Origin of the sequence: Archaeoglobus fulgidus DSM 4304, assembly GCF_000008665.1 — an archaeon.
Taxonomy (GTDB): Archaea; Halobacteriota; Archaeoglobi; order Archaeoglobales; family Archaeoglobaceae; genus Archaeoglobus; species Archaeoglobus fulgidus.
Window position 1 is genome coordinate 42275 of the sequence record NC_000917.1, and the last position, 14522, is coordinate 56796.

The window sequence follows — 14522 nt, forward strand, 5'->3', positions numbered from 1 at the left end:
GGCATGGATAGGAAGTCGCTCTCTCTCCTAATTCTGATAGTTCTCCTCGGTCTCTGCATAAGGCTTCAGAACTTCGGAGAGATATTCGACTCGAGAATTTACTACTACGGATACGACCCCTACTACCACATGAGGCTCGTGGAGGCGATCGTTCTGGAGGGCTACCGCCCCTCTTTTGATTACTACATAAACTATCCATACGGTCTCAGAATAGACTGGCTCCCCCTCTTCGACTACATTCTGGCTTTCCCTGGACTATTTCTCGGTTTCTGGGCATCGGAAATTTTCGCGGTCGTTTTTCCGGTGATCATAGGAGTCCTTTGTATAGTCCTGGTCTACCTTATCTCCCTCGAAGTTCTCAGGAACGAGAAGTTCGCGCTGATTTCTGCCTTCATATTCTCAGTCTGCCCAGTGACAGTTTGGAAGAGCCTGCTCGGAAAAGCTGACCACCACATCTGGGTCGTCTTCCTTCTTCTGCTGTCGATCTGGTTGGTAACGAAGCCTGGACTTTTAAAGCTACTTTCCGGTATTCCGATGCTCCTTATGGCTCTTTCCTGGCTCGGGGCTCCGATATACGCAGCCCTGCTCGCAGTATCTTCGCTTTTTCAATTCAACGAGAAGGAGGTCAGAATCGTGGGTATCTCGAATCTGATTCCAGTACTTTCATCGATTCAGAATCTCTTCCTCGGATTCTCTTTTCTCGCGATAGCAGTATTTTTACTGGTCGGCAGCTTTGTAAAGAGGTTTGAGAGAAGGTTCAGGTATGCGATCGTTTACTACCTTTGCATCTGTTCGGTCGCTTTGCTCTCAGCCTACCTCATGCCCGTGGGTTGGCTGGGCTTCGTGAAGAGCGGAATCAGTTATGTGCTCGGCACAGACATTTATCTGCCGACAATTCGGGAAGCGAGGTCCTTCCAGATTCTCGGAGTTATCTCGAGCGCTGGATATCTTTTCTTCGTTCTCGCAATCCCTGCACTATTCATGCTCAGAAACGGATTCCTAAAGGTCTTCTTCGTTCTATCCTTTCTCATTTCGATTCTTCAGCTGAGATTTGTCGAGGTTCTTGCGTTTCCAGTAGCGATTCTTGCGTCTTATACGATTTGCCAGATTTTGGAAAGAGTTGATTATCCTGTTTTCCGGAAAGAAGAAGAGGGGGAAAGTAAAAGAAGGGGAAGAAAAGAGAAAAAGAAAGCAGTTGAAATTAGGAAGAAAGATCACGCGACCGTGATTGCTTTTTTACTCTTTTTAGCCTTGCCTTGCTTCGCCAACTCCTTGGCTCCGGTGGAAATGACTATGGACTGGAAAGAGGCTCTGAACTGGATGAAAGAGAATCTGGAAGCACAGGATTATCTCAAAGCTTACGAAAAGCCAGATTACGCTGTGCTGAGCTGGTGGGATTATGGGAACTGGATTCTCTACGTTGCCAAAAAGGCTGTCGTCTGCAACAACTTCCAGGCTGGAGCTGATGATGCTGCGAAGTTCTTCACAGCACAGAGCGAAGAAGAGGCGATGAAGATCGTTGAGAAAAGAAAAGTTAGATACGTCGTTACTGTAGAGGAGCTGACTGTGAAGCCGGAAACTAACAAGACGAAATTCATCCCGATAATGCAGATCGCTGGCTACAGTCCAGAGTACATGAAAAATAAGGAAATAATTGATTTCTTCAACAAAACCATGCTTTACAAGCTCCACGTCGAGAACGCAACCAATTTGACGCACTTCAGGCTCCTGAAAAATTTCGGAACTGTGAAAATCTTTGAAGTTAAGTGATTCCTTGAAGTTCTCTCTTTAAATGCTCAACAGCCCTCTTTTGCGGTTTTAAAGATAGCCCTCAAGTACTTTTCCAGGTTCACCTATAGCTTTTACAGTTCCAGCCTCGATCAACATGACTCTATCGCACAACTCCAGTAAAGTATTTGGAGAATGGGAAACGAGGACTATCGTGGTTCCATTCTGTTTTAACTCCCTAATTCTGCCTATACACTTTCTTTGGAAATAGATATCACCGACGGCTAGAACTTCGTCGATCAGGAGAATTTCAGGCTCAGTTGCTACTGCTGTTGCGAATGCTAGCCTTGCATACATACCAGATGAGTAGTTCTTGAGCTTCATGTTTTTGAACTTTTCAAGTTCTGCAAACCTGAAGATTTCTTCAATCTTACTTCTTATTTCCTCCTTACTCATACCCATAATGACTCCGTAAAGGTAAACGTTCTCCTTAGCCGTTAACTCTGGATTGAAGCCCACACCGAGCTCAAGAATTGGTGTGACCTTTCCAGAAACACTTAAACTACCAGTGTCAGGATAAAGAATTCCGGCAATTATCTTGAGGATCGTGGATTTGCCCGAGCCATTTGGTCCGAAGATTCCGAATGTTTCGCCTTTTTTTACTCTGAAGCTTACATCCCTGAGTGCCCAGAACTCTACGAAATCTCTTTTACCTTTAAAAAATGCTGAGAGCTCTTCAAATAACGTAAACCTTTTCTCGCTTGGTATTCTGAACTTCTTCGATATCCCCTCAGCCTCTATCATAGAACTTCACCAAATCTCTTCTGCATTCTTCTAAAAAACAACTGACCAGCAAAGGTGAGTGCAAGAGATATTAATAAAAAGTAAATAAATTTTTCCAGCAAAATTTGATTTTCCATCAAAATTCCACGGTAGATTTCAATGATGCAAGCAATTGGATTGAGCATGTACATTTCTCTGTAGCTTTCGGGGATCATTGTGAGCGGATAGACTATTGGACTTGCAAAGAATATCACATTAGTTATGACCTCCCAGATCTGGTTTAAATCCCTGAAGTAAACCATCAGAGAGGAGAGAAATAAGTTTAGACCAAATATAAAAATTATGTAGACAAAATGAATAACTGGGAGGAAAAGGATCGTAAAACCGACATTTCCACCCAAAACGTGCACTATAGGGACGATTACGAGTATTTCAAGGAAGGAACTCATGCCGTAAGAAAGAGTCGTCGCGAGAGGTAAGAGTTCCCTATCGATGTTCGTTTTTGTAACTAGGTGAGACTTACCAACGATTGTGTGCATTCCAACAGACGTCGCCACCTGGAAAAATCTAAACACAAACACTCCTACCAAGACGTATGCGGCGAAATTCTCGACCCAAGAGAACATATTTCTGAAAACCAGAAACAAGACGAGTGCCAATAAAAAAGGAGCTAAGAGGCTCCAAATCAAACCTAGAGCCGTGCCTCGGTATCTCTGCTTAAACTCAAATTGAGTCATGGTGATTATGACATCTCTTTTTCTCAAATATCCGGACATACCCATAGACTGAGCTCAATGTTTTTAAACTTAGAGCAAAATTTTTAATCAGCTTCGCTAAGGCAGGCTGTGAAAATTTGCGTTTTTCACGACTACTTCGGAGCAATTGGAGGTGGGGAGAAGGTTGCGCTGACAATCTCGAAGCTCTTCAACGCAGACGTAATCACAACCGACGTCGATGCAGTTCCAGAGGAGTTCAGGAACAAAGTTATCAGCTTGGGTGAGACGATAAAGCTGCCACCTTTAAAGCAGATAGACGCTTCCCTTAAGTTCTACTTTTCTGACTTTCCAGATTACGACTTCTACATACTTTCTGGAAACTGGGTAATGTTCGCCTCGAAGAGGCACATTCCTAATCTCTTATACTGTTACACTCCTCCAAGAGCTTTTTACGATCTCTACGGAGATTACCTAAAAAAGAGAAATATTTTGACGAAGCCCGCTTTTATATTATGGGTAAAGTTTCACAGGAAATGGGCTGAGAGGATGCTAAAACACATAGATAAAGTCGTTTGCATCTCGCAAAACATAAAAAGCAGATGCAAAAATTTTTGGGGAATCGATGCCGAAGTCATCTATCCGCCTGTGGAAACTTCGAAGTTTAAGTTCAAGTGCTACGGAGACTTTTGGCTTTCTGTAAACAGAATTTATCCAGAAAAAAGGATAGAATTGCAGCTTGAAGTTTTTAAAAAGTTGCAAGATGAGAAGCTTTACATCGTTGGCTGGTTCTCAAAGGGGGATCATGCGGAGAGGTACGCGAGAAAGATTATGAAAATAGCTCCAGACAACGTTAAGTTTTTGGGAAGTGTCAGTGAAGAAGAGTTGATCGATCTATATTCTCGATGCAAGGGTTTGCTATGCACAGCTAAGGATGAGGATTTTGGACTTACACCTATTGAGGCAATGGCTTCTGGAAAGCCTGTAATCGCCGTAAACGAGGGTGGTTTTAAGGAGACTGTTATAAACGAAAAAACAGGATATCTCGTCAATGCAGATGTTAATGAGATAATTGATGCAATGAAAAAAGTTTCGAAAAATCCTGATAAATTTAAGAAAGACTGTTTTAGAAGGGCAAAGGAGTTTGACATTAGTATATTTAAAAACAAGATAAAAGATGCGATAAGAATCGTAAAGAAAAATTTTAAAAACAACACATGCTAAAAAACGGCATGAGGCTTGCTGAGGGTACAAGAGCTTTAATTACCGGCGTTACGGGGTTTGTCGGGTCTTACTTAGCTAAGCATTTAATAGAGTTAGGAGCAGAAGTTTATGGAATTGTGAGAAGAAGGGCGGATTGGTCCCCGCCCCAAAATCTCATAAACATGGGAATTCTTAATGACCCTCATTTGCATTTGATTGAGGGGGACTTGTTGGATATTACCTGCCTTGCAAAAGCTTTGGATGTTGCCGAACCGGAAGTTATATTTCACCTCGGAGCGCAATCTTTTGTTCCCCAATCTTTCATAAATCCCGTGGAAACTATGCAGATAAACTGCATCGGCACGCTAAACTTACTCGAAACTGTTAGGATTAAGGATTCAGATGCGGTTATCGTTTTTGCAGGTTCGAGCGAGGAGTACGGGTTGGTTATTAGTTCTGAAAAGCAGTACGAGAGAATTAAGGCTTCCGGAAGAACAGTTTTTCCCGAACCCGAAAAAATTCCAGAATTGCCAATAAAAGAGACCAATCCACTCAGACCCATGTCTCCTTACGCCGTAAGCAAGGTCTATGGAGACCACCTCTTCAGAAATTACTACCACAGCTACGGCCTAAAAACGATAGTTTCGAGGGCGTTTAACCACGAAGGTGCGGGAAGAGGGAAAATGTTTGTGACATCGAACATAGCGCTACAAGTTATGAAATTAAAGTTCGGTGAAACTGACAAAATAAAAATAGGGAACGTCAACGCATTTAGAGACTAGAGCCACATCAACGATATCGTCAAGGGCTACTGCCTCCTTGCGGAGAAGGGGAGGTACGGAGACGTTTACAACCAAGGTTCTACGAGAACGAACTCCGTTCTTAGCTACATTTTACTTGCACTCGAAATGGCGGGATACAGAATCGACAAAATAGAAACCTACAAAGGTGAGAAGGTTGTCAAGAACCCGAGCGAGATCGTCGAAGCTAAAATCTTCGGGGTTAAGTTCGAAGCAACAGTCGTTGACGAGCTGATGCTGAAAGACGAGCTGTCGTTTGAGCTGGAAGATAAAGGAATACTTGTCTTTACAGACAAAGGTAAGATTCCGGTAGAGTTCGACCCTAACAGATTCAGACCGGCAGAAGTTCCGATACTGCTCTCGGACACAACAAAAGCAAAGGAGATAGGCTTCAGGGTCAACCACAGCCTCAAGGACATAATCCGCGACCAGCTGAACTACTATTTAGATGCCAGAAGGAGAAAATGAAGATACTTATAGACCTTCAACCTGCTCAAGGTGAAAGCAGATTTCGCGGAATAGGGAGGTATTCGCTAAAAATTGCGGAAGAGATTGTTAAAATAAAGGGAGACGAAGTTTACATACTGCTTAACGACGCCTTTCCGAGAGAAGCTGTGAAGATTAAATACAGTCTGGGCTTGCCTGAAGGAAACTACCTTGTATTTTCTCCACTAAAAACAATTGCTTTTATCAATTCTCCAGAAAAATGGAGAGTCGAAGTATCCGAGCTTATTCGGGATCTGGCGATCGCAAGAGTTGAGCCAGATGTTGTTTTCGTTCCAAGCGTTTTTGAAGGCTTCGTCGACAATATACCGATTTCAATAAAAAAGTTTAGGAACGTGAATACAGCCGTGGTTCTCTACGACTTAATTCCCCTCATTTACCCCCATTTTTATCTCGCAGATAAAAAAATGAAGCATTGGTATTACTATAGGCTGAATCAGTTTAGAGCAGCTGATGCTTTCGTTGCAATTTCAGAGAGCTCAAAGAGGGAGGGGATAGAATATCTGAACCTGAAAGAGGGAGACTTCTGCGTCGCTTATCCAGCACCGAGTGAGTCTTTTAGAGTTTTGGATGAACCCGATGAGCGTGTTCTTGAAAATTACGGCATCTCTAAAAGGTATTTGCTTTATGTGCCCGGTGGCTATGATTTCAGAAAAAACGTCGAAGCTTTGATATTGGCTTTCGGAAAGTTGCCGAAAGAAATTAAGGACAAATTACAGCTCGTGATAGCGAGTAAAATTGACGAATACAACGAGAGAAGGCTAAAAGAATTGGCGAGAAAAGTAGGAGCAAACGTCGTTTTGGCAGGTTATATTAGAGATGAAGACTTAAGCACCTTATACAATCTGTGCGAACTTTTTGTGCACCCCTCTCTACACGAGGGATTCGGATTGCCGGTTGTCGAAGCGATGGCTTGTGGGGCACCAGTTATAGGTTCAGACTCCTCAAGCATCGCAGAGATAATAAAAAGAAGTGATGCTTTATTTAATCCGAAAGACATTAATTCGATATCAAGTAAGATCTTGGAAGTTTTGGAGAACGATGAGTTTAGGGAGGAGCTGAGGAGATACGGGCTGAAGAGAGCGAAGGACTTTTCGTGGAGAGAAAGTGCGAAAAACATATTAAAATTCTTTAAAGAAAAATTCGGATACGGTAAATCTGTCGCTTATTTATTCAGAAAACCAAGAATGGCTTATCTATCCCCGCTTCCCCCAGCTCAGAGCGGAATAAGCTATTACAGCTCCGAACTTTTGCCAGAGCTCTCCAAATACTACGAAGTAGAGCTAATCGTAAACCAGAATGATGTCTCCGATGAGTATGTAAGAGCCAATTTTCCGATTAGGACGGTAGAATACTTCACCAAGAACTTCAGGAAATACGAGAGGGTTCTGTACCATATGGGCAATTCCGAGTTTCATGCCCATATGTGGGAGCTTCTCGAATCATATCCTGGAGTAGTAGTCCTGCACGACTTCTTTTTAAGTAACTTTCTCTGGTGGGCTAGCCAAGGGAGGCGAGAGGTTTTAGAGAGAGAACTTTTCTTCTCACACGGCTTCAAGGGGCTGATCGATTTAAAGGAGAGTTTGGAAAAGGCTGTGTGGGAATATCCAATAAACCTCAGAATTCTGCAGAATGCTATCGGAATCATAGTCCATTCGGAACACAGCATAGAGTTAGCAAAAGAATTTTATGAGACTGAGAAGGAAAAATTCAGCATAATTCCCCAGATGAGAAAGGTCGAAAAGATAAGAGATAAAAAGGTTGCAAAAAAAGAGTTCGGATACGAGGACGAGACATTTTTGATATGCAGTTTTGGGATAATAGTCAATACCAAAATGACAGAGCTAATTGTCGATGCTTTCTTGTCTTCTTCCTTGCCAGAGAAGGGCTGCGTTTTGGTCTTGGTTGGAAAGACTTTCGATGATGAATACGGAATTAGAGTCCTCGCGAAGGCGAAAAATAGCGGTGGAAAGGTCAAGGTTACTGGATGGGTTGACGAAGAAACCTGGAAGAAATACCTAGAAGCTTGCGATTTAGCCGTTCAGCTCAGAACACTTTCGAGAGGTGAAGTATCGAGAGCGATTCTGGACTGCCTCGCATTCGGAATTCCGACAATAGCGAATGCTCACGGTTTTATCAAATATCTTCCAAACGAAGTAGTTTATAAGTTATCTGAGAATCCTTCCAAAGAAGAGTTAAGGGAAGCATTAGAGAGACTCCACGAAGATTCCTCGCTAAGGGATAGAATCTCAAAGAATGCACGGAAATACGTTGAAGAGAACTTAAATCCGAGAGAGATAGCTAAAAGATTCTATGAGGCGATTGAAAAGTTCTACAGCAGGGTGAACGATTCAGAAATCATTGAAAAGATCTCACAGATAGAGATACCCCGAAATGAGAGGTTCTTTGATGAGATCTCAAAACATCTCGAGAAGACTTTTCCAGCATCGCCAAAACAAAGGAAAATTCTTGTCGACGTGAGCGAGATCGTTAAAGTAGATCGCCACACGGGTATTCAGAGAGTGGTAAAGTCGCTAATCAACGAGCTGTTGTCTATTGCGCCCAAAAAGATTAGGGTGGAACCAGTTTACTTCGATGAAAATATTGGTATTTACCGATACGCGAGAAAGTGGGCTGGCAAAATTCTAAACCTTGATTACGAGTTTCTTGACGATGAGCTCGTTGACTTCAGAAAAGGAGACATTCTGTTATTGCTTGACTTTTACACCTATCAAAATCCCCACAAAAAAGGGATCTACTGGGAACTGAAAGCCTCCGGTGTAAAGATCGTTTCTGTGGTTTACGATATACTCCCTCTAAAGAGACCCAAATGGTTTATTGATGGTATGAATGAATGGTTCCGGGAATACATAGAGACCTTAGCGGAAATATCGGATAAGATAATCTGTATATCTGAGTCTACAGCCAACGACCTTTCAGAATACTTAAAAAAGGAAAATTTGCTGAGAAGTAATTTAAAGATAACGAGTATTCACTTGGGTGCGGAAATCGAAAAGTTCGGCACCAGAGGGCTGCCGGATAACTGGGGAGATCTCGTTAAACTGCTTCAGTCTAAACCAAGTTTTTTGATGGTAGGAACCATAGAACCGAGAAAGGGACACAGACAGACTTTAAGTGCCTTCGAAATTCTATGGAGGGATGGATACGATGTAAATCTCGTGATTGTTGGGAAGGAGGGATGGTTAACTCAGGATGTCATAGAGAGGATTAAAAACCATCCAGAGCTAAACAGGAGACTTTTCTGGATCAACAACGCTTCGGACGAATTTCTTGACAAAATTTACAGAGCCTGCACAGCTCTGATTATGGCAAGCGAAGATGAAGGGTTTGGGTTACCCATCGTTGAAGCCGCTTACAGGGGATTGTCGATAATAGCGAGAGATATAAAGGTTTTCCGAGAGATAGCCCGAGACGGAGCGTATTACTTCAGCGGACTAAGACCGGAAGATTTGGCTGACGCCATAAAGTCTTGGATGGAGCTGTACAGGAAAGGAGAACACCCGAAGCCTGAAAAAGTTGAGGTTTTGAGCTGGAGAGAGGTTGCAAAAAAGTATCTGAAAGAAATTCTTGAAGATTCTTGAAGTTATTTCTTGGCTATGATAGCATAATCCTGAGGACCAAATAATATCCTGTTTAACTTCTCGATATTTTCGTTGATAACTCTGATAACTTCCTCTGACACAGTGTTTGAATCAATTTTGGCAAGTTTAGTCAATTCTTCGCACTCTTCGAAGAATTCGATTTTTACGTCTCTAAACCCCAGGTATTCGAGAATGAACTTAAGAGTCTCTGGATGTACTGGTTTTTTATGGGTGGGATCGATATAGAAGTTTATGAGAGAGTAGAGTGAAGTCGGGTTGGGGGACTCGATAACAATGTAACTCGAGTATTTCATTTTCGAGTAACAGAGACTCAAAAGCTCAAAAAGTCGTTCGGGGTCGAGATGCTCCACAAAATGTGATATCATGACTCCGTCTAAGTATTTATCAGGAAGAGATTTTAGATATTCTATGGCGTCGGATTTTACCACGTTGAACTTGCCCTCGCAGAATTTTATCATGTCCTCATTGATATCTACACCAATTGACTCTATTCCCTCTTCTTTACAAAGCTCTAGAAATTCTCCTCTTCCACATCCGATATCCAACACCCTTCTACAACCTTTAAAATAGGGAATATATCTTCTAAGTCGAGCTTTCACGAGCTCTCTACTTCCTCTGAATTTTTCCTCAAACAAAAAGTAGTAATCAGAAGTGTGAATGTCGGTCCCCGAAATTTTCTCTTCAGCGGTGTCAATTTTTGCTTTAATTGATTCAACTGTGCTCGATAATTCCTCAAGGTTTTTTGTCAAACTATTTTTAAGCTCGTAAAAGTCCGTTTGGAGTTTATCGTGATTAATCATAATTTTATCTTTGAATTCTTTGAACTCATCTTTTCTTACGGTCCCCGAAATTTTCTCTTCAACGGTGTTCAATTTACCCTCGATCGCGTCGTTTTTGCTTGATAGCACCCTTAGATCCTCTGTCGTTCTGTTGAGTATTCTCACAACACTTGCGTTGAACTCTCTCTGCAGATGGAAGATTGGATCAACGTATCTCCTAACTTCGCCATGAACCAATCTCCTACCCCGAACAAGAAATGGCCCCAAAATTTTTCTGTGAGAAAAGATTTGATATCCTTCATTATTTACATTCCAACGTTGATTAATAATGGCCAAATCTTGATCCAAGTTTTCAGGAGGAAGTCCTCCATTGAAGCACGTCTTGATTTTTTTAAAAAACCGCCCAGAATTCTGAAAACTCGTTTCAGGTTCGAATACATTGCTTAAATTAGCTGCTGGAATTAAGAACTCTTTTGGAATTAAAAACTCTTTTATTTTCTGAAGCTTAGGGCTACTGTCTAAAATTCTTTTTGCCAAATTATAAAGATACCTGTTCGAAACAGCAAATTCAAAGCAAGCTCTTTTTAATTTTTCTTTCATCTTCATAAACTGTCTCTTTTCCATCGGGATGATAAAGATTTCCTTTAAAAAGTCAAAAGCTCATTTAGCGTTCAACTGCATACTCTAAAAGACAGCTGCTATCTAATATCCCGTGCATAGGATAAGTAAAGAAGATCAAAGCTCTTTTTAAGGCTTTTTCTGTGTTTAGAGGCTTTTAGCTTTTGGTTAATTGCAAAAATACACTCTTCAGGAATTTCATAATTTTTCGGAACTCGAGAAACGAATTTGTAGGACTCGGCACTTATTGCAAGACTGAATGTATTTTCAATCGATTTCGCTGATTTCGATTTCTCAGCTTCATAGCTCCGAAGCTCAGACTTCAAAGGATCGTGCTTGAAAGAGAGACCCAAAGCCTCGAGTATCGAAAGGAACAACTGGAGAACAAGGTCGCATGGCTCGAAAAAAGAGTCAAAGAAAAGGAAGAGTTTAAGAAAACGATTCATGCTGAGATAAAGTCGGGAGTAGAACCTGAGCTGAATAAGCTTAAAGCTAAAGCCGACACGATTTTTGAGGAAGCGAAGAGAGCTACAGAGCTTCGAGACAAGATAGTTGCAGAGATTAAGGAGATTGTCGAAGTTCTTTCAAAGCTTTTGGAAGCCTCAGAAAAGCTAGAAGGGGAAATAGAAGAAGAGAAAAAAGTTAAAGAGAAGCTGGAGAAAGAGACAGAGGAGCCGAAAATGGAGCTGTTCAAACCCAGAACGATTTCCCTGCTCGAGGCCATCAAGATCTGGGGATCTCAGACCGAGAAAACAGGAGAGAACTAAGAAATTTTGAGATTAGGATAAACTCTTTGAGGCTTTAAACGGAGAAATGAACTAACTAGGCTCAACTGTCCTCCTACAAAAACTCTCCACTCGGCTTCATGAAAACTTCACTTATCTGCTCGACAGCTTTATCCAATCAAAAGCTACAGCTAATTCGCGTATGTCTTCGTTTATTCCGTATGCCTTCGGACGTTCGGCGTATTTGTATCTGAACTCCAGATAATTGACACCTTTTTTCGTGAATTCTGCCGGTATTTGAACGCCATAATCTTTCCAGCCCTTTGTCAAATTTAAGCTCGCAACGAAGTTTCCGTTGAAGTAAATCCAGAGCTCTTGGTTCACGCTTTCGTTGAAAATGAACGGATGACAACGAAAGCTCAAATTCAGCGGTCTTTCCTCATCTAAGACGACTAGAACGGAAGAATTGAGAGCGTTAGCCCAAACGAAGCTCAGGTTTCCAGAAATTTCGTCTCGGCTTCAAGGTAAACCCTCAGCTTCCACTCCTCAACTTCCGTCGATGGGTTTAGCTTTATGTTTTCCTCACTCTTAACTTCTTCCAGAGCTGCTTTAAAAGCATCTCCGAGCCTGTTTCCGGGGAGATTCTTGAGAGTCTTAATCAGGATGTTGTCAGCATGCTTCACACCCGCTACCTCCACGAAGCCATCGCTCTCGGAAAACTGGTAGTCGCTTCCCGTGGTGCCGGTAAAGCCTACAAACGCAATCCCTCCTGCGTCGTTCGTAAGAAGAAACTCGCTCCACAGTCCTGGTGCCCAGTTGGGGAGATAGATGTCCCTTATTTCCTCATCAAAGGCCGCAGCACTGCACCCGCTGCTCAGAACCACGGGGAGCAACGGACGCCTTTTGTCCAGCATGTTCATGTACCTCGTCGTGTACATACCCCCATCATCAGAGTCGAGAGCGTAGGGTATGCCGTGTCCGACGTGGAAAACAACTCCGTACCCACCTGAAAGGGCCTCATCGAAAGTCTGCTTTACGCTTGTCCACTCCTCGTCGCTCTGAAGAGCTATGGTTGTGTTGAAGGTTTCAGTGAAGCCGAGGTCCTCCAGAAGCTTTACCGCAGTTTCCCCCTGCCAAACCTCGTAATCGTCTATCGTCTCCCTCTCTATGGAGTAGGGGGCGGCGTAAATCCTCATGCCTATCAAAGCTGCGTTCACGTAGTTTCCGCTGCCGATGTCGGAGAGCCAATCGTTTATCTTTCCCAGCACCTTCTCAGCCTCATCCTCACTGCCTGCTGGTATTCTTCCCACAGCAAAGTCGGGCTTGAGGTCGTAGTCAGGGGAAGCGTAGAAGAAGTCTGTAGGAAAAGGCTCGTAGAAAATGAGCTTTGCGTAGTAGCTCGGCGGAACGATGTCGGCATCACCGAGAATTGTTACATAGCTCGCATTTACTGTCCGAAGGAACGAGATTATTTTCAGGGCTAAGGTGTAGTTGTAGCTGTCGTAAACTTGCTCTGTGCTGTATCCGCTAACGAGAGGGTCCTCTACAGGGCTGTAGCTGTCCCAGATTTGTTCCACGGTAACGATATCCGACTGAATGCCCACTTTTTCGTGAATTTCCTGCAGCTGATATGCGGAGTTGATGAGTTTCTCCGATGTCAGTATTATCTCCTGCCCGCTTGAAGTTCCGACGACCACAAAGACTACCATCATTATTACAATTATTACTCTCATAATTATACTTGGATATTCTTCCTATTTAAACATTTTCAAAAATTAAAAAGGCTTCTGAATGGTCGCATCAGGGAAAACAGCCACCTTCTTTTCCTCTTTCCCAACCTCTTCCACCATCTCCTCCAGAGTTTTCACCCTCACGACTTCATCGTAAACCTCAAGCCACGGCTGCTTCTCCTGATACTTAGAAACGAAAATCACCTTTCCAGCCCTTTTGAGCGTGTCTGGAGGTGGGAGGTAAAGAAATCCTCCCTTCCTCCTCATTCCCCACCTTCCGTGGATGTAGTGGCTTATCTGCCCGGTTTTCGAGTTGCAAACCACGACAAGAGTTCCTCCCTGCTTGAGGCAGAGGGAGGGCCACGTTGCTATGGCAGCTTCACTTGCCTTGCTGTAGGCGTTGGAAATAACAACGTCAAACTCAAATCCAATCTGCGTTGCATAGTGCTTCCTCGCCTCCTCCACCCCTTTTCTCTGAGCCTCAACAATATCTCCCGCAAAAACGTGTGTGTTCTCCCTCCTCGTGTTAACGAGAGAGTTCACAATGAAGTCAAACTTCGCCATCCTCGCCGCCTCCTCCGCATCTCTTCGCATCACATTCTCCTCGTTCACTCTGCCGTAGGCCATCTGACAGGTTGGATGAAGCTCTCTCACAGCCATAGCGGCGCTCCACCCTCCTATGACGCCGTGATTGTAGGCTATGCTCCTCATTCCTGCAATTCCAGGCAAAACAATCTTCGCTCCACCGCTGTAGCCAAACTGCGGATGGGGCAGAATGCACCCTAAGCCAATTTTGAGGGAGTAGCTCATAACCTCAGAGTTTATCTCCACCGGCGTACCTGCGGAGGTTTCGCCCAGATAGTCAAGGTTGCCGAGCGGGTTGTGGTTGAAGACGGGATAGCTCTCCACAATCTCCTCGCCGAGCTTCTTCGCAAAATCATCCCTGTCGTAGGTGCCGTGAGCACCATTGGCGCAGATGAAGGTGATGTTCTCATCCGAAACCCCTCCCCTCTTCAATTCCTCAATTACCGCTTTAGCAATCCCCTTAAGCTTCGTCGGCCTCGTCATGTCGTCGAAAACCACAACCGCCTCTCCCCTCTCCTCGGCAAGCTTTGAAAGTGCCTTCTGCCCGATTGGCTCCCTCAAAACCCTAAAAATCTCCTCTTTTTCGACCTCTCTGGCAGAATCCCCCGCCATCCTGAAAACGCTAACTTCCCAGCTTTCCGGCGGCTCAAAAAGTAAAGGTTTATCACCATACCATATGTCGCTCGGAAGTTCAATCATGCTTTAAAGTTAATTTTTACTATAAAACGGTT

At 43.3% G+C, this 14522-nt stretch carries 10 protein-coding genes and 1 pseudogene; 5 read left to right on the top strand and 6 right to left on the bottom strand.

What is annotated here, in order from left to right; all coding sequences use genetic code 11:
• Positions 1 to 3: 3 nt before the first annotated feature.
• Complete coding sequence (locus AF_RS00185) at positions 4 to 1770, top strand: STT3 domain-containing protein (protein WP_048064157.1); 1767 nt, start codon at positions 4 to 6, stop codon at positions 1768 to 1770.
• Between the two features lie 48 nt (positions 1771 to 1818).
• Here the strand turns inward: AF_RS00185 and AF_RS00190 are convergent, their stop codons facing one another.
• Positions 1819 to 2532: an ABC transporter ATP-binding protein gene (locus AF_RS00190; RefSeq protein WP_010877555.1), complete on the bottom strand. Its 714-nt coding sequence runs from the start codon at positions 2530 to 2532 to the stop codon at positions 1819 to 1821.
• Complete coding sequence (locus AF_RS00195; protein WP_148183400.1) at positions 2529 to 3287, bottom strand: ABC transporter permease; 759 nt, start codon at positions 3285 to 3287, stop codon at positions 2529 to 2531. Before AF_RS00195 ends, AF_RS00190 begins: the two co-directional genes overlap by 4 nt.
• A gap of 69 nt (positions 3288 to 3356) precedes the next feature.
• Here AF_RS00195 and AF_RS00200 point away from each other — a divergent pair, with 69 nt between their 5' ends.
• The 3 genes and pseudogenes from AF_RS00200 to AF_RS00210 all read left to right on the top strand — a co-directional run bounded on the left by AF_RS00200 (position 3357) and on the right by AF_RS00210 (position 9333).
• Complete coding sequence (locus tag AF_RS00200) at positions 3357 to 4448, top strand: glycosyltransferase (RefSeq protein WP_010877557.1); 1092 nt, start codon at positions 3357 to 3359, stop codon at positions 4446 to 4448.
• A gap of 8 nt (positions 4449 to 4456) precedes the next feature.
• Positions 4457 to 5695, top strand: a pseudogene (locus tag AF_RS13820) (GDP-mannose 4,6-dehydratase).
• Positions 5692 to 9333 carry a glycosyltransferase gene (locus AF_RS00210; RefSeq protein ID WP_010877559.1) on the top strand — a complete coding sequence of 1214 codons (3642 nt, stop codon included), beginning with the start codon at positions 5692 to 5694 and terminating at the stop codon, positions 9331 to 9333. The pseudogene AF_RS13820 and the gene AF_RS00210 overlap by 4 nt, the downstream one beginning before the upstream one ends.
• Before the next feature lie 2 nt (positions 9334 to 9335).
• Here AF_RS00210 and AF_RS12295 read toward each other — a convergent pair whose 3' ends face one another.
• Positions 9336 to 10757, bottom strand: a complete 1422-nt coding sequence (locus AF_RS12295) for a class I SAM-dependent methyltransferase (protein WP_010877560.1) — start codon at positions 10755 to 10757, stop codon at positions 9336 to 9338.
• A 326-nt stretch (positions 10758 to 11083) separates the two neighbouring features.
• Between AF_RS12295 and AF_RS00220 the strand changes: the two genes are divergently transcribed.
• Positions 11084 to 11518 carry a hypothetical protein gene (locus AF_RS00220; RefSeq protein WP_010877561.1) on the top strand — a complete coding sequence of 145 codons (435 nt, stop codon included), beginning with the start codon at positions 11084 to 11086 and terminating at the stop codon, positions 11516 to 11518.
• 111 nt (positions 11519 to 11629) lie between these two features.
• Here the strand turns inward: AF_RS00220 and AF_RS00225 are convergent, their stop codons facing one another.
• From AF_RS00225 to AF_RS12300, 3 genes are all read right to left on the bottom strand, one after another.
• A complete protein-coding gene (locus tag AF_RS00225) occupies positions 11630 to 11860 on the bottom strand; it encodes a hypothetical protein (protein ID WP_148183402.1) in 231 nt (76 codons plus the stop codon).
• A gap of 107 nt (positions 11861 to 11967) precedes the next feature.
• Positions 11968 to 13209 carry a C25 family cysteine peptidase gene (locus AF_RS00230; RefSeq protein WP_010877562.1) on the bottom strand — a complete coding sequence of 414 codons (1242 nt, stop codon included), beginning with the start codon at positions 13207 to 13209 and terminating at the stop codon, positions 11968 to 11970.
• A gap of 42 nt (positions 13210 to 13251) precedes the next feature.
• Positions 13252 to 14490, bottom strand: coding sequence for a nickel-dependent lactate racemase (locus AF_RS12300; RefSeq protein WP_010877563.1), 1239 nt, complete (start codon positions 14488 to 14490; stop codon positions 13252 to 13254).
• Positions 14491 to 14522: the final 32 nt, after the last annotated feature.

What these genes read in the sequence shown, in the direction of transcription:
- AF_RS00210 (WP_010877559.1), top strand. Translation starts at nt 5,692, where the DNA reads ATGAAGATACTTATAGACCTTCAACCTGCTCAAGGTGAAAGCAGATTT.
- AF_RS00195 (WP_148183400.1), bottom strand. Translation starts at nt 3,287, where the DNA reads ATGTCCGGATATTTGAGAAAAAGAGATGTCATAATCACCATGACTCAA.
- AF_RS12300 (WP_010877563.1), bottom strand. Translation starts at nt 14,490, where the DNA reads ATGATTGAACTTCCGAGCGACATATGGTATGGTGATAAACCTTTACTT.
- AF_RS00190 (WP_010877555.1), bottom strand. Translation starts at nt 2,532, where the DNA reads ATGATAGAGGCTGAGGGGATATCGAAGAAGTTCAGAATACCAAGCGAG.
- AF_RS00230 (WP_010877562.1), bottom strand. Translation starts at nt 13,209, where the DNA reads ATGAGAGTAATAATTGTAATAATGATGGTAGTCTTTGTGGTCGTCGGA.
- AF_RS00185 (WP_048064157.1), top strand. Translation starts at nt 4, where the DNA reads ATGGATAGGAAGTCGCTCTCTCTCCTAATTCTGATAGTTCTCCTCGGT.
- AF_RS12295 (WP_010877560.1), bottom strand. Translation starts at nt 10,757, where the DNA reads ATGGAAAAGAGACAGTTTATGAAGATGAAAGAAAAATTAAAAAGAGCT.